Origin of the sequence: Eikenella sp. HMSC071B05 (assembly GCF_001811325.1) — a bacterium.
GTDB classification, from domain to species: Bacteria; Pseudomonadota; Gammaproteobacteria; order Burkholderiales; family Neisseriaceae; genus Eikenella; species Eikenella corrodens.
Map to the genome: position 1 here is coordinate 867,125 of NZ_KV804551.1, position 21,545 is coordinate 888,669.

21 protein-coding genes are annotated in these 21,545 nt (G+C 55.8%); 7 read left to right on the plus strand and 14 right to left on the minus strand.

The genetic code is table 11. The annotated features are described in order from the left end of the window. Positions 1-235: 235 nt before the first annotated feature. A complete protein-coding gene (locus HMPREF2796_RS10375; protein ID WP_070633418.1) occupies positions 236-1,903 on the minus strand; it encodes an ABC1 kinase family protein in 1,668 nt (555 codons plus the stop codon). 166 nt (positions 1,904-2,069) lie between these two features. Between HMPREF2796_RS10375 and HMPREF2796_RS10380 the strand changes: the two genes are divergently transcribed. Further along, the gene (locus HMPREF2796_RS10380; RefSeq protein WP_049258120.1) at positions 2,070-2,666 is read left to right on the plus strand and encodes a C40 family peptidase; all 597 of its coding nucleotides are present in this window, start codon (positions 2,070-2,072) and stop codon (positions 2,664-2,666) included. An 11-nt stretch (positions 2,667-2,677) separates the two neighbouring features. Continuing rightward, complete coding sequence (locus HMPREF2796_RS10385) at positions 2,678-2,890, plus strand: hypothetical protein (protein WP_003823382.1); 213 nt, start codon at positions 2,678-2,680, stop codon at positions 2,888-2,890. A 62-nt stretch (positions 2,891-2,952) separates the two neighbouring features. On the opposite strand, the gene HMPREF2796_RS10390 is transcribed toward HMPREF2796_RS10385, so the two are convergent. The 6 genes from HMPREF2796_RS10390 to HMPREF2796_RS10420 form a co-directional block, all read right to left on the minus strand. Further along, the gene (locus HMPREF2796_RS10390; protein WP_070633420.1) at positions 2,953-3,342 is read right to left on the minus strand and encodes a hypothetical protein; all 390 of its coding nucleotides are present in this window, start codon (positions 3,340-3,342) and stop codon (positions 2,953-2,955) included. Positions 3,343-3,426: 84 nt separating this feature from the next. Further along, a complete protein-coding gene (gene leuS / locus HMPREF2796_RS10395) occupies positions 3,427-6,066 on the minus strand; it encodes a leucine--tRNA ligase (protein ID WP_070633422.1) in 2,640 nt (879 codons plus the stop codon). 584 nt (positions 6,067-6,650) lie between these two features. Beyond that, positions 6,651-8,414, minus strand: coding sequence for a phosphoenolpyruvate--protein phosphotransferase (gene ptsP / locus HMPREF2796_RS10405; protein WP_070633427.1), 1,764 nt, complete (start codon positions 8,412-8,414; stop codon positions 6,651-6,653). A gap of 2 nt (positions 8,415-8,416) precedes the next feature. Beyond that, complete coding sequence (locus tag HMPREF2796_RS10410; protein ID WP_003823389.1) at positions 8,417-8,686, minus strand: HPr family phosphocarrier protein; 270 nt, start codon at positions 8,684-8,686, stop codon at positions 8,417-8,419. Further along, positions 8,680-9,093 carry a PTS sugar transporter subunit IIA gene (locus HMPREF2796_RS10415; protein WP_003823391.1) on the minus strand — a complete coding sequence of 138 codons (414 nt, stop codon included), beginning with the start codon at positions 9,091-9,093 and terminating at the stop codon, positions 8,680-8,682. Before HMPREF2796_RS10415 ends, HMPREF2796_RS10410 begins: the two co-directional genes overlap by 7 nt. 221 nt (positions 9,094-9,314) lie before the next feature. Continuing rightward, positions 9,315-9,806: a DUF456 domain-containing protein gene (locus HMPREF2796_RS10420; RefSeq protein WP_070633429.1), complete on the minus strand. Its 492-nt coding sequence runs from the start codon at positions 9,804-9,806 to the stop codon at positions 9,315-9,317. Between the two features lie 212 nt (positions 9,807-10,018). On the opposite strand from HMPREF2796_RS10420, the gene HMPREF2796_RS10425 reads away from it, so the two are divergent. Next, on the plus strand, positions 10,019-10,810 hold the full coding sequence (locus HMPREF2796_RS10425; RefSeq protein WP_064088104.1) for an inositol monophosphatase family protein: 792 nt from the start codon (positions 10,019-10,021) through the stop codon (positions 10,808-10,810). Positions 10,811-10,912: 102 nt separating this feature from the next. Here HMPREF2796_RS10425 and HMPREF2796_RS10430 read toward each other — a convergent pair whose 3' ends face one another. Together HMPREF2796_RS10430 and HMPREF2796_RS10435 are read right to left on the minus strand one after the other, a co-directional pair. Beyond that, on the minus strand, positions 10,913-11,443 hold the full coding sequence (locus tag HMPREF2796_RS10430; RefSeq protein WP_070633431.1) for a hypothetical protein: 531 nt from the start codon (positions 11,441-11,443) through the stop codon (positions 10,913-10,915). Positions 11,444-11,517: 74 nt separating this feature from the next. Next, positions 11,518-12,423, minus strand: coding sequence for a LysR substrate-binding domain-containing protein (locus HMPREF2796_RS10435; RefSeq protein WP_023886931.1), 906 nt, complete (start codon positions 12,421-12,423; stop codon positions 11,518-11,520). A 94-nt stretch (positions 12,424-12,517) separates the two neighbouring features. Between HMPREF2796_RS10435 and leuE the strand changes: the two genes are divergently transcribed. From leuE to HMPREF2796_RS10455, 4 genes are all read left to right on the plus strand, one after another. Next, complete coding sequence (gene leuE / locus HMPREF2796_RS10440) at positions 12,518-13,171, plus strand: leucine efflux protein LeuE (protein WP_070633433.1); 654 nt, start codon at positions 12,518-12,520, stop codon at positions 13,169-13,171. 467 nt (positions 13,172-13,638) lie between these two features. Next, positions 13,639-14,865 (plus strand): paraquat-inducible protein A, encoded by a 1,227-nt coding sequence (locus HMPREF2796_RS10445; protein WP_141749201.1) that lies wholly within the window; start codon positions 13,639-13,641, stop codon positions 14,863-14,865. Positions 14,866-14,957: 92 nt separating this feature from the next. Then, positions 14,958-16,595, plus strand: a complete 1,638-nt coding sequence (gene pqiB, locus HMPREF2796_RS10450; protein WP_070633435.1) for an intermembrane transport protein PqiB — start codon at positions 14,958-14,960, stop codon at positions 16,593-16,595. Continuing rightward, positions 16,595-17,128 carry a PqiC family protein gene (locus tag HMPREF2796_RS10455; protein ID WP_070633436.1) on the plus strand — a complete coding sequence of 178 codons (534 nt, stop codon included), beginning with the start codon at positions 16,595-16,597 and terminating at the stop codon, positions 17,126-17,128. Before pqiB ends, HMPREF2796_RS10455 begins: the two co-directional genes overlap by 1 nt. Before the next feature lie 307 nt (positions 17,129-17,435). Here the strand turns inward: HMPREF2796_RS10455 and nfsA are convergent, their stop codons facing one another. The 5 genes from nfsA to HMPREF2796_RS10480 form a co-directional block, all read right to left on the minus strand. Next, entirely contained in the window at positions 17,436-18,170 is a 735-nt protein-coding gene (gene nfsA, locus HMPREF2796_RS10460) for an oxygen-insensitive NADPH nitroreductase (protein ID WP_070633439.1), read from the minus strand. Between the two features lie 184 nt (positions 18,171-18,354). Continuing rightward, positions 18,355-18,927, minus strand: coding sequence for a beta-class carbonic anhydrase (locus tag HMPREF2796_RS10465; RefSeq protein WP_023886937.1), 573 nt, complete (start codon positions 18,925-18,927; stop codon positions 18,355-18,357). Between the two features lie 176 nt (positions 18,928-19,103). Continuing rightward, complete coding sequence (locus HMPREF2796_RS10470) at positions 19,104-19,511, minus strand: bacteriohemerythrin (protein ID WP_023886938.1); 408 nt, start codon at positions 19,509-19,511, stop codon at positions 19,104-19,106. Positions 19,512-19,771: 260 nt separating this feature from the next. Next, positions 19,772-20,614 (minus strand): OmpA family protein, encoded by an 843-nt coding sequence (locus HMPREF2796_RS10475; RefSeq protein WP_035580203.1) that lies wholly within the window; start codon positions 20,612-20,614, stop codon positions 19,772-19,774. Positions 20,615-20,703: 89 nt separating this feature from the next. Then, positions 20,704-21,545, minus strand: an 842-nt coding sequence (locus HMPREF2796_RS10480) for a YadA family autotransporter adhesin (protein WP_210385361.1), incomplete at its 5' end; no start/stop codon positions are given.

Genomic DNA, 21,545 nt, shown 5'->3' on the forward strand with positions numbered 1-21,545 from the left:
CTACCTGAAAATGGTTTTTCAGGTAGCCTTTTGATTGTAGCCATAGCCAAAGCAATTATTTCCTCTACCAAGCGGCGGGCTGCAAACAGTATGAATCACTTGGCAAAGCGAGCCTACGCCATTGGGAATTAAGTGCTTCGGCTATACGATATTAACGGTTGGCCTGCCGCCTATCTTCTCCTAGCTGTCGACACCGTTTGCCATACACTTTTTTACGTGCTTGAAAAGTTTTGTTTTAATGTTTGCCCGAACGCCAGATAGACCAGATAATCCACAGGCTGTTGGCAAAGGCCAAGAGATAGCCGAGAAAACCCAGAAACGAGAGGCCGAACAGCTTCGGGCCGATATTGCTGCTAAGCAGGATGGACGAGCCGATAATCAACGCCGCCGTCACCATACCCATGGTGAGCCGGTTAGCGCTGTATTCCAAGTGCCGGTTCAAACTGTCGAGGCGTTTCAAATCCAGGTTCACGTTTAGCCGACCGCTTTGCAGATTGCGGTTGAGGCGCAACAAGTTTTTGGGCAACTCACCCAACATCTGCCCCAGCATACGGCTTTGCGTGCTGCTTCGGCGCCAAAGTTGCTGCGGCGAAAGGCGCTGGCGGATAACCTTCTGCACAATCGGTTTGGCGTGCTCCAGCAGTTGGAAGCTGCCGTCCAGCCTTTTCACCACGCCTTCGAGAGTGAGCAGGGCTTTGAACAGCATCACCAAATCGCCCGGCAAGGCCAGCTCGTGCTCGCGCATGATGCGGGTTAAATCGTTGATCACCTGGCTGACGCGCAAATCGCGCACGGCGGTGTGTTCGTAGTCGAGCAGCATTTCCATCACGTCGGCGCCGAGCAGGTCTTCATCGGGAATATCGCCCTGTGCCCAGTTGCTCAGAATATATTGCACGGCAAACGGGTCGCGGTGGATAAGGGCTTCAATCAGCGCATTGATTTCCTGCCGACGCACCGGATTCAGGTAGCCTGTCATGCCGAAGTCGATCAGGCCGATACGCAAATCGGGATAAATAAAGATATTGCCCGGGTGCGGATCGGCATGAAACAGGCCCTGCCCCAGTATCATATCGAGCAGCACGTCGGTGATACGACAGGCCAGAATATGCCGCTCTTCAGCGCCCAGCAATTCGATGTTGGTATCTTTCAGCAGGGTGGCAGCCACGTATTCCTGCACCAGCACCTGCCGGTTGCTGTATTCAGGATATACCTTGGGAATATGAACCGCCGGATGGTTGGCATACAGTGCGGCAAACCGCTGCAAATGGCGCATTTCAGCCAGCAAATCGGTTTCCCTGGCCAGGCTTTTGGCAAAATATTGCACCATCTGCACCGGCTGATAGCGGCGGGTTTCCGGCATTTCCGATTCGGTGAGCTGCGCCAGATGGGTTAGAATACGCAAATCCGCCCGGATGAGGGGTTCGATATCCGGCCGGCGCACCTTTACCGCCACCTCGCTGCCGTCGAGCAGCACCGCTCGGTGCACCTGCGCGATGGAGGCGCTGCCCAAAGGCTCGCTGTCGATGTGCTGAAACACCTGCTCCGGCGGGCAGCCAAGCTGCTCGGTGAGCAGGGAGAGAATTGCCTCGAAGGGCAAGGGATTCGCACTGCTTTGCAGATGCTCGAATTCCTCAATCCATTCGGCGTTGAAAATATCAACCCGGGTGGCCAAAATCTGGCCGAGCTTAATAAAGGTTGGCCCCAGCTCCTCAAACGCCAGCCGGAAACGATGCGCCGTGCTCGAATCACCAGCATCTTCCTGCGCGGCCGAGCCGCCGAGCCAAGAAGCCCGGTTCAGCTTAATCCGGCTGAGAAAACCGCCTAAACCGTGCCGCGCCAGCGTGGCCACGATTTGACGCAAACGATTGATATCGCCCAAAGCGGGCATGGCAGATCTAACCATACAACCCCCTTGCGGAACCAGTGTCCGCACAAACAGATACACAGCATAACATACGCGCCCACCCGTGCGCACAAACTGCCCCTATTGCACACTGCCCTGCCAAACACATTGCCGCGCCTTACCGCACTATGCTATAACATGGGCAAAACAAGAAAGTTTCAGATTGATGAAGTGGATAAAACAAGCAACCCTCTGCGCCCTGGCCGCCCTTGCTTTCGGCCTCGCTCCCGCCGCATACGCCGCCCCGGAAGGATTGGATAACGACGCACTCGAGCGCCTGATCCGCGAACGTACCAGCCACAGCAACAATGCCCCCGCATCCAGCCGACAGTCTTCATCTTCCGGCAGCCGCTCCTCCTCAGGCAGCCAAGACGAAGCCGGCGACCTCATCATGAACGCCATGAGCCTAATCGGCCTCTCCTACCGCTTCGGTGGCAACTCCCCCACCCAAGGCCTCGATTGCAGCGGCTTCATGCAATATATCTTCAAACGCAGCATGGGCATTACCCTGCCGCGCACTTCCGCCGAGATGGCCACCGTAGGCCAGCAGGTAGACCGTGCCAATCTCAAACCCGGCGACATGGTATTTTTCGGCGGCGGCGGCCGCGTTTCCCACGTCGGCATGTATATCGGCAACGACCGCTTCATCCACGCCCCGCGCACCGGCCGCGACATCGAAATCACCAGCATGAACGGCACCTACTGGAAAAACCGCTACATCACCGCCCGCCGGGTAGACCGCTCCACCCGCTTCACCCGCTAAAGGCCTGCATCATGAATATGCCCACCATGCCCAAATGGCACAGCGACGACGGCAGCATCGTATCGTGCACCGAAAAAGTGAAAGTGATGCAGGAAAACATGCAAGAGCTTTATCAGCTTGCGCAAGACACCTTCGAAGACGCCCTACTAATGGGCTGTAGCGAAAAACAAGTGCGCGAATTCCTGCAAGATTTGGTGCGCAGCGTGCACAACCCATATAACTGATGCAAACCGCATCTGCCGATTAAGAAAAGGCTACCTGAAAATTTCAGGTAGCCTTTTCTTGCTCACGGTTGCAAATAATGCCGTGTCATCCCCTCTAGCTGCTTGTCGTATGCCTTACAGAACTCCGTTTGGCTAGCATCTATCTGTTTGCCGGCCAAGGCTGCCTCAAGCGCATCCTGTGTTACCACTTCATTAATGAATTCATCATGCATGGTCAGATGCAGCGCCCTAATTTCTACTTGCAATGTCGGATCGGCCGAGATAGCTGAGCACTCCTGCTGCCTTTCCCGCAAACGGATTACTTCCGGCTGCTCAACATTTTTCCGGCATACTCCGGCGCGAAAACCTAACGCACTCATATCCAACAGAAAAGCTCGGCAATCCTGGATAGGCGGTTGAGCCACGGCCAAGGCGGGAAACAGCATGGATAAGGTTAGAATTTTTCTAAACATAGCTCACTCCTTGATTATTATATTTAAGGCTACCTGAAAAAGCCAAATTGGTTTTCAGGTAGCCTTTTATTCAGCCAAACGGCCTTACACCACGATATTCACCAGCCGTTTCGGCACGACGATGATTTTCTTCGGTGCTTTGCCTTCCATGAACTTCTGCGCGCCAGCGGTGGCGAGGGCGGCAGCTTCGATAGTGGCTTTGTCGGCCTCGGTCGGAACGGTGATTTTATCGCGCAGTTTGCCGTTTACCTGCACCATCATCTCCATCTCAGTTTGCACCAGCGCGGCAGGGTCGGCTTTTGGCCAGGGCTGTTGCCACACATTACCGCCCTCGCGCAACTGCTCCCACAGGTTTTCGCAAATATGCGGCACGATGGGCCACAGCAAAAGCAGTACGATTTCGAGGGTTTCCTGTGCTACTTCGCGGCCGTGTGCTTCGGCGAATGCACCGTTTTTGGCAGTGGCATCATACTGGTTCAGCAGCTCCATCACAGCGGCGATGGCGGTATTGAACTGCTGGCGGCGGTCGTAGTCGTCCGTTACTTTGGCGATGGTGCTGTGCAGCTTGAAGCGCAACTCTTTCAGGCTACCTGAAAGTGAGTTGTGGCTACCTGCAAACACTGCGGCCGTGCCGCCCTGTTTGAACTCATACACGGTGCGCCACAGGCGGCGCAGGAAGCGGTGCGCCCCCTCCACGCCTGCGTCCGACCATTCCAGCGACTGCTCGGGCGGGCTGGCGAACATCATAAACAGGCGGGCGGTGTCCGCGCCGTAGGCATCGATGATTTGCTGCGGGTCCACGCCGTTGTTTTTGGATTTGGACATTTTTTCCACGCCGCCAATCACCACGGGCTGGCCGTCAGCTTCCAGCACGGCGGACACGGGGCGGCCTTTGTCGTCGGTCTGTACACGCACTTCGGCGGGATTGAACCAGGTTTTTTTGCCATCCGCGCTTTCGCGGTAATACGTCGCCGCCAGCACCATGCCCTGCGTAAGCAGTTGTTTGAACGGCTCGCGCACGGACACGATGCCTTCGTCGTTCATCAGTTTGGTAAAGAAGCGGGCATACAACAGGTGCAGAATGGCGTGTTCGATACCGCCGATATACTGGTCGGCCTGCCCCCAATACGCGGCGGCCTCGGGCGCAACCATGTGCGCGTCGTCGCGCGGCGACATATAGCGGAACTGGTACCAGCTCGATTCCATAAACGTGTCCATGGTGTCGGTTTCGCGCTTGGCCGCGCCGCCGCATTTCGGGCAGATGGTTTCGTAAAATTCGGGCATTTTGGCCAGCGGCGAACCTGCGCCGTCGGGCACGACATTTTCAGGCAGCACCACGGGCAAATCTTTTGCCGGCACGGGCACGTCACCGCAGGTATCGCAATGGATAATCGGCACGGGGCAGCCCCAATAGCGTTGGCGCGAAATGCCCCAGTCGCGCAGGCGGTATTGCGTTTTCGGCTCGCCCGCAGAAGCAGCCTGCAACTTGGCGGCGATGGCATCGAAGGCAGCCTGAAAATTCAAACCGTTGAATTCGTTGCTGTTTACCAGCACGCCGTTTTCCTTGTCGGCATACCAGTCCTGCCATTGCGCTGCGTCAAACGGCTGGCCGTCCACGCTAATCACTTGTTTTATCGGCAGGTTGTATTGTTTGGCAAAGGCAAAATCGCGCTCATCATGCGCGGGCACGGCCATTACCGCGCCGTCGCCGTAGCCCCACAGCACATAGTTCGCCACCCACACTTCCAGCCGCTCGCCGTTGAGCGGGTTGATGACGAAGCGGCCGGTGGGCATACCTTTTTTCTCCATGGTCGCCATATCGGCTTCCGCCACGCTGCCCGCCTTGCATTCGGCGATGAATGCTTGCAATTCGGGCTGATTGGCAGCCGCAGCGGTGGCCAGCGGATGCTCGGCGGCAACGGCAACATAGGTTGCGCCCATCAGCGTGTCGGGGCGGGTGGTATAGACCTGCAAAAACTGCGCGTCATCGCCGTTTAGCCCTGCTTTGCTGTCATCGGCGATGGCAAAGCGCACCGTCATGCCGCGCGATTTGCCAATCCAGTTGCGCTGCATGGTTTTCACTTGCTCGGGCCAATCCAAGCCATCCAAATCGTTTAACAGCTGCTCGGCGTAATCGGTGATTTTGAAGTAGTACATCGGGATTTCGCGCTTTTCCACCAGCGCGCCGGAACGCCAGCCGCGGCCGTCAATCACTTGCTCGTTCGCCAACACGGTCTGGTCAATCGGGTCCCAGTTCACCGTGCCCAGTTTTTTGTACACAATGCCTTTTTCAAACAGCTTGGTGAACAAAAGCTGCTCCCAGCGGTAGTATTCGGGGCGGCAGGTGGCGATTTCGCGCTCCCAATCCAGCGCAAAGCCCAAGCTCTGCAACTGCTTGCGCATATAGGCGATGTTTTCATACGTCCATTTAGACGGCGCGACTTGGTGGTTAATCGCCGCATTTTCGGCGGGCATGCCGAACGCGTCCCAACCCATCGGCTGCAACACGTTGAACCCCTGCATTTTTTTGAAGCGGCTGCGCACGTCGCCGATGGTGTAGTTGCGCACATGCCCCATGTGCAGCTTGCCGCTGGGATAGGGAAACATGGAGAGGCAGTAGAATTTGGGTTTGCTACTGTCTTCTTTAACGTTGAAAACGCGGTGTGCCGCCCATTTTTCGCGGGCGGCGGGCTCGGTGAGGGAGGGTTGGTAGTGTTCTTGCATGATGAGGTTTTGCCGATGATTTTCGGATAGATTGGAAAGCTGCGAATTATAAGCCAGCAGCAGGGGCTACGCCAAACAAGATAGCAATAGGAAAAATAATCGGGCAGCTGTTGTTTGAAACAGCTGCCCGTGGCAATTTAGTGATTCTAACAAGCATACAGATTGAAATAAGCTGGCCACATTTCTCCGTGGGCAGAGGCTACCTGAAAGCACCAGCCTGAATAAACTGATCCCAGCGCTTTGGTTGGCTGATATAAATGATTCTTCCATCAAGCCCGCACAAAAAAAAGCCATCAATACCAAGGGAGGAAGTATTGATGGCCAACTTGCGGGAAAACGTCTACTTACTATCCATGCTGCCTACCAAGAAGCAGCACAGACGCGGCGCATTATATAGAACACTTCTCACCTTGTCGCCACTTATTGTCGTTATTTACCCAAATACGGCAATCTACTGCAATAAACTTGCATTAACACACACTTTACCAACAATCCAACTGCTTACTCTACTTAAGATTAACATCGGTATTTAAACAGTATTTTTTAACACTTCTTCACTCTCAGCTTGTTTATACCGTGCAATGTTATGCTACTTCAAGTGTTGCATTTTTGTCATCATCTGCTGCATTCATCTTCTTAACGGCTTGCCGCACCCTCTCTGGATCGCTTAGCCGCAGCAGCTTTTTCACCTGCGCCGCCAGTTCCCCTGCATGGCTTTGAATGATTACATTCTTTACAGCCAAAAGATTGCTGGCATTCATGGAGAAGCGGCGCAAGCCCAAGCCGAGCAGCAGGCGGGTGAAATGTAAATCGCCGGCCATCTCGCCGCATACCGACACCGGCTTGCCCATGCGCTTAGCGGTGCTGAAAATATGATGTAGCAGTTTTAATACTGCCGGATGGGCGGGCTGGTAGAGATAGCTCACGCTATCGTCGCCGCGGTCTACCGATAAGGTGTATTGAATCAAATCGTTGGTACCCACCGAGATAAAATCCAAGTGTTGCAGGATATGGCCCACTGTGAGCGCGGCTGAGGGAATTTCAATCATCGCGCCCACCTGTACTTCGCCATATTCCGTGCCGCGTTCGTCCAGCTGTTTACGGGCAACTGCCAAATGATTGATACATTGTCTCACTTCGTCCACCGAAGTAATCATCGGCCACATGATTTTCACCGGCCCGTGTGCCGCTGCACGCAAAATTGCGCGCATTTGGGTGCGGAACATCGTCGGCTCGGCCAAGCATAAACGGATACCGGTCATGCCCAGCGCGGGATTGAGCGCGTGGCCCTCGCCGAACCAGCGCGGGTTTTTGTCTACGCCCAAATCCACGGTACGCACGGTAAGCGGCTTGCCTTTGAGCTTTTTCACAATGCCGGCATACACGCGGTATTGCTCGTCTTCATCGGGCAGATTATCGCGGTTGAGAAACAAAAACTCGCTACGGAACAGCCCCACGCCGTCGGCAGAAAGGCGGTGCATCAGGCGCACATCCTGTGCGGATTCGATATTGGCCAACAGCTCGATGTCTGCGCCGTCTTTGGTGGTGGCGGTGATGTCTTTTAGCTTGTTGAGCAGGCGGCGCTGGCTGCGGTAGACGCGGTCGCGCTTGCGGTATTCGCTGAGGATTAAATCGTCGGGATTGATAATCAGCACGCCACTGATGCCGTCCACGATAATCCAATCATCTTGGCTGATGAGTTCGCGTGCGTTGTAGAGCCCGATCACGGACGGGATATCCAGGCTGCGACCCAAAATAGCGGTGTGGCTGGTGGGGCCGCCGGCATCGGTAGCGAAGCCAGCAATATGGTGTTCTTTGAAATAGACGGCATCGGCAGGCGACAAATCGTGGGCAATCAGGATGATATCGTCTTCTAACTCGTCTGCTTCGGGCATGAAATCGGTGTTCTGCCCCATCAGGTTTTGGTAAATCCGTTCGGCTACCTGAAGCATATCCTGCTTGCGTTCGCGCAGGTATTCATCTTCAATCGCATCAAACTGCTCGGCCAGCTTGTCGGTTTGCAGCTTCAGCGCCCATTCGGCATTGATGGCCTGCGCGCGCAGAATATCAATCGGCTCGCGGGAAAGCGTAACGTCGGTCAGAAGCATCAGGTGCAACGAAATAAACGCGCCCAATTCGGTTGGCGCATTTTCCGGAATGGCGCTGCGCAACTGCTCCAGTTGGCGGCGCGTGGCCTTGATGGCGGCATCGAAACGTTCGGCTTCCGCATCAATTTCTTCCGGCGCCAAATCCAGCTGCGGCACCTCCTCCATGCCGCGCACCACCAAATGCGCCCGCCCGATGGCAATCCCGCCGCCTGCTGCAAATCCGTGCAACACCACGCTCATGTTTATTCGCCTTCGTCAAAATAATTGTTGATTAACGCCACCAGCGCCTGCATGGCCGCCTGCTCGTCGGCGCCTTCGGTTTCAATTTCAATCACCGAGCCTTTGGCCGCCGCCAGCATCATCAAACCCATAATGCTTTTGCCGTTGACGCACCTGCCGTTGCGGCACACCCGCACTTCCGCCGCAAACGCGCCTGCGGTTTGCGTAAACTTGCTCGACGCGCGTGCGTGCAGCCCCAGTTTATTGATAATCTCCACTTCCTGTTTCAGCATACGCCCTGCTCCTCTTCCGGCAACAACAGCATAATCCCCGCCAAGGCCGATTGGCGTACCGATTCGGCTAGTGCCAGCAAATCATCGGCCTTTTCCGCCTCCTGCACTGCCTTCACCATCATCGGCGCATTCAGCCCGGTGAGCATCACCATGCGGTGGTGCGACAGCAGCCGGCGGCCGATATTGCATGGCGTGGCGCCAAACACATCGGCCAAAAGCAAAATGCCGTCGGCAAACGCCAAACTCTCCGCTGCTGCTTGGGCTCGTGCGGCAGCCGCATCCACATCGTCATCCGGGTTCACGCCCACAATCGCCAAATGCGCCGGCATCTGCCCGAAAAAATGCCGGGCCAGCTTGGTGTACGACTCGCCCAGCGTTTCATGCGTGATAATCATCAAACCAATCATGTGTTTCTCATTCCATTGCAAAATTTTTCAGGTAGCCTTGAGCCAGTTAAATGGGTAACGCTAAACAGGCTGGTGGTTACCTGAAAGTGTTTAATCGGCGATTTTCCGTTTTCAGGTAGCCTTTGGCAACAGACAGGCAGCAAGCAGATGCGTCAACGCCATCCTCCGGCAATCACAAAATTTCAGGTAGCCTCTGCTGGGCAACAGGCTACCTAAAAACTCTAACTCAACCAATAATACACATACAGCCCGAAAATGCTAAACAGCACCACCAGCGCACAGCCCAACTTCGCTACCACGCCCGCCACAAAGCCCAAGAGCGTGCCCAGCCCCACTTTGCCGGCGGCCCACAAACTGCGTTGCGCCGCAAACTCCCCCACTGCCGCACCAATCAGCGGACCCAACACCATGCCCGGCAGCGCAAAAAACAGCCCGACAACACCGCCTGCCAGCGAACCCCACAGCGCCTGTTTGCTCGCTCCGGTAAATTTCGCCCCCAACAACCCCGCCACATAATCCAGTGTCCAGGCCAGCGCCATAATCAGCCCCAACACCATCAGCGCCGTGGTGCCGATCACCTCGTAATCCTGGCTGTAGGCCAAGAGCCAAGTACCCGCAAACATCAGCGGCATCCCCGGCAGCAGCGGGTGTATCGAGCCCGCCAAACCCGCCAACAGCAACACCAACGCCAAAATAATCAGCAAAACCGTCATCGTAAATTCCTTTATCAAACAAGGCGGGCAAATTCCCACACGCTCAACCAAATAAGGCCGCCGCCGCCAATTTAAAGCCTGGGCGCTTTTGCCCATCTGCCGCCCAAGGTATAATGCCGCCCCAAACATTGGCTGCCGTTTGCGGCACAGCCTTTCCATTTTCAGGTAGCCTGCCAGCGGCAGCCTGCCCCCACCACCCCAATCGGAGAAATATGAATCCCGTCCTCAACACCGCCGTCAAAGCCGCCCGCCGCGCCGGCGACATGATGCTGCGTGCTGCCAACAACTTGCCCGCAGTTAAAATCGACAGCAAAGCCTTCAACGACTTCGTTTCCGATATAGACCGCACCGCCGAAGAAATCATCCGCGAAATCCTGCAGGAAGCCTATCCCCAGCACAAAATTACCGCCGAAGAAGGCGGCAGCAGCGGCCCCGAAAAAGCCGAATACGAATGGATTATCGACCCGCTCGACGGCACCACCAACTACCTGCACGGCCATCCCCAATACGCCATCAGCATGGCTTTGCTGCATAAAGGCGTACTGCAGGAAGCCCTCGTGTATGCCCCCGAGCGCAACGACCTCTACCTCGCCTCACGCGGCGAAGGCGCCCTGCTCAACGACCGCCGCATCCGCGTATCTAGCCGCATCGAGCTCAACCGCTGCCTGATCGGCACCGGCTTCCCCGTGGTCGATCAGAGCATGATGGAACGCTACCTGAACATCCTGCGCGACTTTCTCGCCAAAACCGCCGGCGCCCGCCGCGAAGGCGCCGCCTCGCTCGACCTGTGCGCCGTGGCCTGCGGCCGCTTCGACGGCTTCTTCGAGTTCAACCTCAAACCCTGGGACATCGCCGCCGGCGCACTGATCGTGCAAGAAGCAGGCGGCATCGTAACCGATATGCGCGGCAACGAAGGCTGGCTCGAAAGCGGCAACATCGTAGCCGCCCCGCCCAAAGTGCTAGCGCAAATGCTGCAAACCATCGCCCCACATTTGGCTGCCTGATACGCCCGCACGGCATAAAGGCTACCTGAAAGCACAGCGTCAACGAAATTCAAACACGCGCTATGTTTTCAGGTAGCCTTTTCCCATTTCCCATCCCCATGCTTACTCAGCCTCCACATAATACCCCAGCCGATTCTCCCTCACCTTCACCCGCACCGTCTGCCCGATCATCTCCTGCGGCGCATTCCGCAAAAAACCGTATTCCACATCAAACTGCGTACCGTTCTCCAGCTCCAGCACCCACGTATTGAACCCACTCCGGCTTCCCCGTGTTTCCAACAACCGAGCTTGTACTAAAGCTGGCTGCAGCGGCAGCAACGTAGCCAGCACGATGCCGTTTACCGCCACCCGCGTCATCACGCAAGCCAGCAACACGCCCCACATCACGCGCGACATATTCGATTTAAACTTATTATCCGCACCCGCACCGCCCTGCCTTCCGTTCAACGGCCAGCGCAGCAGCCAACGCACGCAGCATACCGCCAGCGGCACAAACACAATGATGCCCAGCCGCGAAGCATCTGCCTTCCACACCAGCGGCCGGGTAAGCAGCAAAAGCGATCCCAGCAACACCGCCACCACTAATGCCAACTTATTCCACGGCTCCCATTCATCTGGTTCAAACCAAGCCATTTTGCTTCTTCCTATTCAGTTCACAGGCTACCTGAAACTTAATCCACCACAGCTTTCAGGTAGCCTCCCATTTATTACGCTACTCCGCCGAAATACCCCCGCACCAAATCCAGCACATTCTCCAACAGCGGATCGTGCTGCCCTTCGTGCCAAGCCAGGGTCACGCTGGTGATTTGGATATCGTCGTTCAGCGGCCGCAGCACGGCGTTATCGGGCAGGTAGCGCTCAGAAGACACGGGCACCAGTGCCACGCCCTGCTCGCAACCGGCAAAGGCTACCTGTAAGGCGATGGAGCGCACTTCGTGCAGGATATTGGGCACAAAGCCGGCGCGTTGGCAGGCGGCAAGCAGGGCATCGAAAGAATCGGGGCTGACTGCGCGCTCAAACATCACAAAGCCTTCGCAAGCCAGGTCTTTTAAATCTATCGACTCGCGCTCGGCAAAGGGATGGCTTTTCGGCAACACCACCGCCAGCGGTTCGCGGCGCAGGGTGTGCAGGCGGATGGTGCTGTCCCACGGGATTTCCAGGCGGGCGAAGGCAAGGTCGATATCACCCGCTTGCAGCAGCGGCTCGGCGTCGCCGCTGTCGATTTCGCGCACCCGCACAGTGAGCGTGGGATAGTGCCGGTGGATGTGTTCGATGAGCGGCGGCACCACTTCCAACAGCGCCACGGTAATCGCGCCGATGTGCAGAATGCCGCTGTGGCCGGCGGCGATTTCCTGCACGGTGGTTTGCAGCCGCTGCATCTGCTCGACAAATTTGCGCACGGCAGGCAGGATGGAATAACCGGCGGCGGTGAGTTTGGTGCCGCGCCGCGAGCGTTCAAACAGCACCATACCCAAGGCCTGCTCGAGCTGTTTGATGTGTTCGGTGAGCGGCGGCTGCGACATATTCAGCCGCTCGGCGGCACGCCCGAAATGTTCTTCTTCGGCCACGGCAAGAAACATCCACAAATGGCGAATGAGGCGGAAATTTATCATCTGCTTTCCCTATCACAGGCTTCCTTAAGCAGTATTTTATATATCAAGAAACCGGTTGTATAGTATGGCTACCTGAGTATTTGGGAGTATGTAAATGTTCGGTATTATTAATTTTTCTGCTTATTTGCTCGCCGTGTTGCTGCTGGTGTTGCTGCCCGGGCCGAATATGATTTACTGCTTATCAGTGGCCGGGCAATACGGCACCAAAACGGGTTGGAGCGCCTTCGCCGGCATCTTTGTCGGCAACGGCGTGTTGATTGTGGCTTCCACTTTCGGCGCCAGCGCCCTGCTGCAAACCTATCCTTCCTTATTTAACGCGCTGCAACTGGCCGGCGGCGCATACTTGGCCTATTTGGGCATCATGCTGCTGCGTGAAGGCTGGCTCAAATTGCATCATGCTGCCGCTGCCAAAGCCGAAGGCCATACTGCTGAAGGCACCCTGCTGCAAGTGTTCCGCAAATCCCTCACCATTTCCTTGCTCAATCCGCAAAGCCTGCTGTTTTTCCCCGCCATCATGGTGCAGTTTGTCGATATTCGCTACGAACACCCGCACCTGAGCTTCCTGCTCTTGGGCGGCACCTTCCAGCTATGCAGCCTGCTGTGCATGAGCACGCTGATTCTGATGGCGAACTCGGTTGGCCGCGTGGGCACCAAATACAGCCGTGCGGCTGCGTTCGGCAAAAGCGGTGCAGGCGCCCTGTTTATCTTCTTTGCGGCCAAACTGTGGCTGGCCACCGCCATCGTCTAAACTCAATCCTAACTTGCTGCTTCAGGCTACCTGAAAATAGTGTGCCGCACTTCCGCACCAAACTCCTATCCGCAACAGCCATGATTTTTCAGGTAGCCTTTTTTTGCGGACAGCAGATACCGCTTCCACCATTTTCAGGTAGCCTTCTTACCAGCCAAGGCTACCTGAAAACTTACTAGGGTCTGTTAGTAGCTACTTTTCCAAGTGGATTGTGCCCCAAAGGCGGCAGATTCAAGGCTGAAACCGCAGTAAGGTCGGACACCTTGCGAGGATTCCCAACGCGGAAGATGCCGCCTTGGAGGCAAAAAGACGCGGAAACCAGCAGTTGCCAACAGCCCCTAAGCTATTGCTGCCAATCCGCTTTAGGCTATAATCGCCATTTTTCATTATCTTCCGGTTTCCTTTTGAAATTCGCCACCCGCTTGCGCCGCGCGCGCCGCTACCGGCCATATCAGCCGAAGGCAGTAATGCCGGCACACTATATTTCCTGCCATTCCTGCGGGCTTGAGCTGCGCCTGCCGCCGCTCAAGCCGGGGAAAGCAGCGTTTTGCCCGCGCTGCGGCCATCCGTTGGCGCGGGTGGAAGCCAACCCGTTTCTGCTGCCGCCGGCACTGGCCTTGGCCTCGCTGATTATGCTGGCGGTGGTGTTTTCCGGGCTGTATATGCATGTGACGGTGTTGGGCTTAGAGGTGCCGCTCACCATGCCGGAAATGATGAAGGTGCTGATTTTGCAGAAATCTGGCTTCTTAGCCGAGGTGATGTTTGTGCTCACCTTCGGCGCGCCGTTTTTCTTCTGCCTGCTGTGTTTGTATGTGTATGGCGGGCTGCTGTGGGGCAAGCCGCCGCCGGGCGTGCTGCGCGCCACGCGCTGGCTGGTGCGGCTGCGCGGCTGGATGATGGTGGATGTGTTTTTTATTTCCACGCTGGTGGCCTATATCAAGCTGGGCAAAGTGGCGGAAGTGCATTTCGGGCCGGCGTTTTATTTGATGTTTGTGCTGTCCGTGCTGCTTATTCGCACTGCACTTTCCGTGCCGGAGCATTGGGTGTATTACCAAATCCGGCGGCTGCGCGGGGATAAAGATTTGGTGCGGCCTGAAGGCGGTTCGGTGTTTTGCGGCAAGTGCTTGTTTGAACGGCCGGCACACGAAATCGAATGCGAAATTTGCGGCTCGGGGCTGCATAAGCGTCGGCCAAACAGCCTAGGTTTGAGCTTGGCTCTGCTGATTACTTCTGTGATTTTGCTGCTGCCGGCCAATCTGATGACGATTATGGTGTCGTCCAACCCCACCGTTATCGAACGCAGCACGATTTTCAGCGGCATTCAGTTTATGTGGCGTGACGGCGACCACTACATCGCCATGATTATTTTCAGCGCCAGCATTATGGTGCCGTGGCTGAAGATTATCGCCATGGGCGTGCTGTTGTATGCGGCGAAGTTCGGCATGAAAATAGCGCCGCAGAAGCTTGCCAAGTTGTATTTGATTACGGAATCCATCGGGCGCTGGTCGATGATCGATATTTTTGTCATCATCATGCTGATGTCCACTTTCCGCACGCACATGGCGCGGGTGGTACCCGGGCCGGCGGCGCTGTATTTCTGCCTGGTGGTGCTGCTCACCATGCTCTCGGCACATTTTTTCGACCCGCGCCTGATGTGGGACAAAGCCGCCAGGCGCAATACAAAGGCTACCTGAAATCATTAGGGGCTGCCCGAACCGTTTTCAGGTAGCCACAAGGCAGCATAGGCTACCTGAAAACCTCTTCACATAAAACGCAAAATCACACCATGAATAAACATTCTTCCACACGCGAACCACAGGCAAAAATCCGCCGCAACCGCAGTTTTTCCTTTATGGTGTGGCTCATCCCGCTCATCGCCCTCTTCACCGGCGGCTGGCTGCTGTTCGACCACATCCGCAACACCGGCCCGGAAATCACGCTGTATATGGCCAATGCCGAGGGCATCGAAGTGAACAACACCGTGATTAAGGTGTTGGATGTAGACGTGGGCCGCGTGACCGCCATCCACCTGCGCCCCGGCCAGGAAGGCGTGGCGCTCACCGCACAGCTCACCGGCGAAGCGAAAGACATGGTTCGCAAAGACAGCCAATTTTGGATGGTGAAACCGCGCGTGGATCAAAGCGGCATCACCGGCTTGAGCACGCTCGTGTCCGGCTCGTATATCGCCCTGATGCCAGGGAAAAGCCCGGAAGAAGCACGCGAATTCACCGTGGCCGATGTGCCACCCGTGTCTGCCTTCGCCCAAGGCGGCCTGCGGCTGCGCTTAAAAGGCGGTAGCGGTAAAATCCTCAGCAGCGGCAGCCCGGTGATGTACCGCGACATCGTGGTGGGCATTGTGGAGAGCGCGAAATTCGATCCCGTGTCCAAAACCACCGACTACCAAATCTTCATCGGTAGCCCCAACGATAAGCTCATCGGCAACAATGTACGCTTCTGGCTGCAAAGCGGCCTTAAAATCGAGCTCGGCGGCAGCGGCCTCAAAGTGGATACCCCTTCCCTGCCCGCCCTGATTTCCGGCGCCATCGCCTTCGATGACCCGCCCGATGGCAACAAAGGTAGCCAAGTGGGCAACAACACCCTCTTCCCTCTCTACGACAGCCGTGCCGACGTGGACAACCAGGCCGACGCTCGCTCGCTGTATTATGTAGTTTTCTTCAAACAAAGCGTGCGCGGCCTGGCCGCCGGCGCGCCCGTAGAATACAAAGGCATCCCCATCGGCACGGTAACCGACGTGCCCTATTTCAGCCGCAACGACAGCCTCAACCTGTTCGACAACGGCTGGGTTCCCGTGCGCATCCGCATCGACCCCTCCCGCCTCGAAATCAACGCCGACACCCAAAGCAAAGAAGCCTGGGCCGACCAAATCAGCCGTGCTCTCAATAAAGGCCTCAGCGCCACCCTATCCAACAACAATCTGCTCACCGGCTCCCTGTTTGTCGAGCTTTCCGAAGCCCCCGGCCAAAGCGTGCTCAAACCGGCTGCCAGCTATCAGGGCAACACCGTAATCGCCAGCCGCAACGGCGGCAGCCTGGGTGATTTGCAACAGCAAGTATCCACCCTGCTCGACAAATTCAACCGCCTACCGCTGGATAAAACCGTGCGCGAACTCAACGGCAGCCTGACCGAGCTGAAAGGCACGCTCGCCCAAGCCAACCGCCTGCTCGGCCAGCCGCAAACCCAACAACTTCCCGGTGAGCTCAACCGTACCCTGGCTGAACTGCGAACCACCCTGCAGGGCGTATCCCCGCAATCGCCCGTGTATGGCGATGTGCAGAAAACCCTGCGCAGCATCGACCGTACCCTGCAGCAGGCCGCGCCTGTACTCAACACCCTCAAAGAGCAGCCCAACGCCCTGATTTTCAACTCTTCAGCTACCGACCCCACCCCGAAAGGAAGCCGCTGATGTCCCTGTTTGTCAAACTGCCCGCCGCCGCCACAGCCCTGCTGCTGGCCGCCTGCGCCTCTGTCCCCGCCACCCAGTATTTCAGCCTGCCCGACAGCGCCTTCGTACCGCCCGCCGGCCAAAGCAGCGGCCAAACCGCCGTGCAAATCATCCTGGCCGAACCGCTTGGCCAAGGCGGCCTTGTTTACCAAACCGACGCCCACCGTCTCAACTTCGCCCGTCACCATCTGTGGGCCGCTCCGCTGGATCAAAGCCTTGCCGCCGCCTTCAGCAACCGGCTCAACCGCCACGGCAGCGCCCGCTTCGTGCCCTACGGCCGCGGCAACGGCCTGCCCGTGCTCAAGATTTATATCGAGCAATTCCAAGGCAGCTTCCAAGGCCACACCCTCGTGAGCGGCTATGCCCAATGGCCGAACGGCCGCACCACCCCGTTCAATATCCAAACCCCGCAGCAGGGCGACGGCTACCCCGCCATGGTGGAATCCCTGTCCCAAGGCCTCAACCGCGCCGCCGACACCGTGGGCGGCCACTAAATACCCGCTGCAGGCATCAAAAAAGGCTACCTGAAAGATTTCAGGTAGCCTTTTTGTCTGTAGGGTAGCGGTATAGATGGCTGACAGCCTATCGCTATCATGAATTAAACAGCGGTGAGCCGCAGACCGTACACACATATGGCTAGGTGAACAAGCACGTAACATTCGCGGTTTTATTCACGACCCGACTTTTCACTTCATGCGGCTTGGGCTCGCCTTGCCATTACCGATGCCGCCTGCCTTTTACCGCCTGCCAGAAGCGAATAGTTGTTTCAGCTGCACATTTGCGTTTTCAGGTAGCCTTTCCTCATTTATTGGCAAAGCCGCGTGCCTGCAGGAAAGGTAGGATGTGCGGGCGCAGGGGTTGGGCCAGCGTGCGGGCGATTTGGCCACGCCAATCCAAATCCAGCCCGCTGCGGGTCTGATAGTAGGCAGCCAGTTCGCGGTTATAGGCATCAAGAGTATCGCTGCTGCATTCGCGGTAGCGGTTTTCGCTCACGATGGCGTCAAGCGGCAGGCGCGGGCGGTGCAGCGGGTCTTGTGCGGGGTGGCCGAGGCAGAGGCCGAACAACGGCACAGCAGTATCGGGCAAGCCGAGGGCTTCGGCGGCAGCGGCGATATCGTTGCGCAAGGAGCCGATGTACACGCCGCCCAGGCCGAGCGATTCGGCAGCCAGCAAAACGTTTTGCGCGGTAATGCCGGCGTCCACGGCGCCCAGCAGCAGGGCTTCGGTATAGTCGGTTTGGACATCGGGCACGAGGCGGCGGTGTTTGGTGTAGTCGATGCAGAACACGAGAAATTCCGGTGCGCGGCGGACGTATTCCTGTTGGGCAGCAATTTGATACAGCCGTTCGCGCACGGCGGAATCGCTCACACGGATGATATGGATGCACTGCATGAAGCTGGACGAAGAAGCAGCACGGCCAGCCTCGAGCACAGCGGCAAGCTGCTCCGGCGCAACGGGCTCGGCAGTGAATTTGCGGATAGAGCGATGAGCCAGCGCAGTGGTCAGTACGGGTTGGGAGTTGAATTGGGTGGGCATGGGAATCCTGTATCATCGGTGGAAAGGCTACCTGAAAATTGAAATGGCGAGATGGTTGAGCCACCTACCCGGCTGTCTAATATGAACGTTTATGCCAAAGGTTTTCAGGTAGCCCATTAAACGTAAGGCTACCTGAAAACTGAAGCGCTGGATGCAAGGCGCAAGCTGTTAGCTGAAACCAGGTTTACTCAGCAGTTTTTTTATTGCCGTCCACCACCACGGTGAGCTTGCCGGTGGTGGGATGGATCACCAAACCATGTACGGCAATGTGCGCGGGCATCAGCGGGTGTTGTTTGATGAGATTCACGGTATGACGCACACTGTCATCGGCATTATCGAAGCCGGTGAGCCAGCCGTCCAAGTCAATACCGGCATGGCGCAAGGTGTTGATATTGGCTTCTGGGATGCCGGCAGCCCGGGCTTTGTTCAGCAGGCGTTCAGGGGAAAAGCCACACATGCCGCAGTCGTGGTGTGCCACCACCATGATTTCTTCCACATGCAAATCAAACACGCCCACCAAGAGGCTGCGCATGACCGAGCCCCACGGATGCAGTACCACCGCACCTGCATTGCGGATCACCTTGGCATCGCCGTTTTTCAAGCCTAAGGCGGCATACAGCAGCTCAAGAATGCGCGTATCCATGCACGATAGGATGGCCAGTTTCTTTTCAGGATATTTATCGCTAAAAAATTCTACGTATTTGCCGCTTTCAACGAAGCGCTTGTTGTGATCGATTATTTCATTGAGTAGATTCATGAAAGTTTCCTTCGATAGTTGTGGGTGGAGCCGCAAATTGATGCAAAAATCAATAAGGTTCATTATATACCAGCGCGGCAAATCATTTCTGCATTCTGTTGGGATCTACCCCATACATACAAACAGGCTACCTGAACCTATTTTCAGGTAGCCTGTAGAGGCAAAATCTGCTCGAATTAAGAACGGATACCAGATGCTTTCACGCTGTCGATGTAGCCGTGATCATTAATGCGGATATGACGGAACAGCCAGCCTTCGCACAAATCGATTACTTCATTCAAAGCTTCAGCGTCGCCATTCTGATAACGGGCTTGCAGGGTGCTCATACGGGTTACGAAATTTTGATGCACTTTTCTGTGCTGTTCTACAAGGCGGTATTGTGCCTCTTCCAGCATCATTTCTTCGTAGCTGAAGTGTTCTACGGTGTAGTCAATCAGGTGTTGGAACTCCTGCTCGACAGCTTCTTTATCGTTAGCTTCTCTAGCATCATACAGTTTATTAATGTAATCAACTAGCTGCTTGTGTTGTGCATCGATATCGTCAAATCCGGTATCCAAATCGGAAGTCCAATATACAAAAGGCATAGCGTATCCCTCATCAAGTAAACAAAAAACTGATTGCACCCGGCATTTAACTCCCTTGCCTGGCGGCAACCTTCATATAACCGAAAATCTGCCAACCATAACTGCGGCAGTATGGAAAACAAATTTGTAATAATCTTTCTATTTCTCCCTAGCAAGTATTATGCCAGCTTCCTCTACTGACGTAAATAAACCTTTCTGCCGAAACAGAAAGGTTTATTGATTACCGGCAAGAATACCGGCAAAACTACCAGTACACAGGTTTAGCGGCGGCCGTAGCCGTCTACTTGGATTTCCACACGGCGATTGGGCTGCAGGCAGGCAATCAACTGGCTGCGGCCACCGTGGTTGTCGCACTGTTTAACCGGCTGGGATTCACCCATGCCAACTGCGCGGATTTTGTCAGCCGGCAAGCCTTGGGCTGCCAAATAACGGCGCACGGTTTCGGCGCGCTGCTGTGACAGGTTTTGATTGTAGGCATCTGAACCAAGGTAATCAGTATGACCAATTACGGTAATGCTATTGAGCTGTTCAAAGTTTCTCAACTGAGCGGCCAGTTCAGTCAGCTCTTCACGGCCACGCGGTTGCAAATCTTGTTCGCTGCTGCGATCGAACGCAAACAGTACGTCTGCGCTCAGCGTGTAGCGATGATGTTGCTGTTGCATAGGTTCGGCAGGAGCCGGCTGCTGCGGCGGGCAAGTGGCGTTTTCAGGATCAACTGCGTGCCAGTAGGTTTCGTTGCTGAACATGTTTTTGTCGAACAGTACTTTAAATTGGCAAGTGGTTACGCCGTTCGTACCTTGGCCGGGAGTATGGAAGTGGAACAGGTAGTTCCATTCGCGCGGACGCCACATTTCGCCGTAGTGCGGGCGGCCGATCAAGTAGTACAAATCGTCTTTGGTCAGACCAGCTCTCACCTGTCTCAGACTACCCAGATCGGGGAAGGTACCACGGGTTTTATTGAGTGTTACCCGATCCCACTTCGGCCATACCGGCTGATCAGTAGTGCCACTTGAGCTTACTTTTGTTAATGAGGAGCAGGCAGACAATGCCACCGCGGCAGCGGCCACAACTGCTGTACGACGAGCTACTTGAGACAATTTCATAATTTTTCCTTTGAATTGGTTTATTTTGGAGAACCCGGTAAGGCTACCTGAAAACTCTATATCTAGATTTTCAGGTAGCCTCTTTTAGCTTACCACTGATAGCCGGCACCGATAGAGGCACCGAAGTTACCACGTGAATTACCGCTGCCGGTGGCTTTGATAATCCAGTTACCGCTGTCGGAGATAGTGGAGAAGCCGACTGCATAACCGGTTTCGCCTTTGTAGTAGCCGCCACCCACAGCCACCATGTTCTTACCAGGCAGATAAGCCTGCGGCAAGCCAGCAGTAGCAATGGCTTGGGCTACACCGGCATTAGCGGTATCGGCCACATCGTTAATCTTGGCATCCAAAGCAGCGATATTGGCATTGCCGGCACCATTAATAGCACCTAAAGCTGCATTCAACTGGCTCACGTTTACCGCATCCGTACCGGCTGTACCATCGGCAACATTGGTAATCTTGTTGCTGCCATTGTCCAGACCACCTGTGGTGAGGCTCACAGGATTGCCACCACCTGCCGGAGTGATGGTTACTCCACCGCCGTTGGTAACGGTTTGGTTACCGGCTGCATCAGTGGTGGTAACGCTGGTTACGCTCAGGTTCGGATTCAACGCCAATTGTGCACCGCCAGTTACAGTAGTGCTGGTAATGTTGTTATCACCTTTCACATTGATGGTGTCGCCCAGCTGGTAGTTGTTGCTACCGGTAGTACCACCGAAGTTAATACCTTTGGCCACATTTTGGTTGGTGGCATGCAGTTGGCTACCGTTTACGGCTTCGGTGCTGGTGGCACTCAGCGTACCAGGTGCAACATTACCCAAGGTAACTGGGGCGTTCGCATTACCGCCTACCAGGTTCACTTTGTTACTCGGGTCGCTGGTGGGATTGCCTGCATTGTCAACGTAAGTCATCGGAGTGTCGAATTTAACTT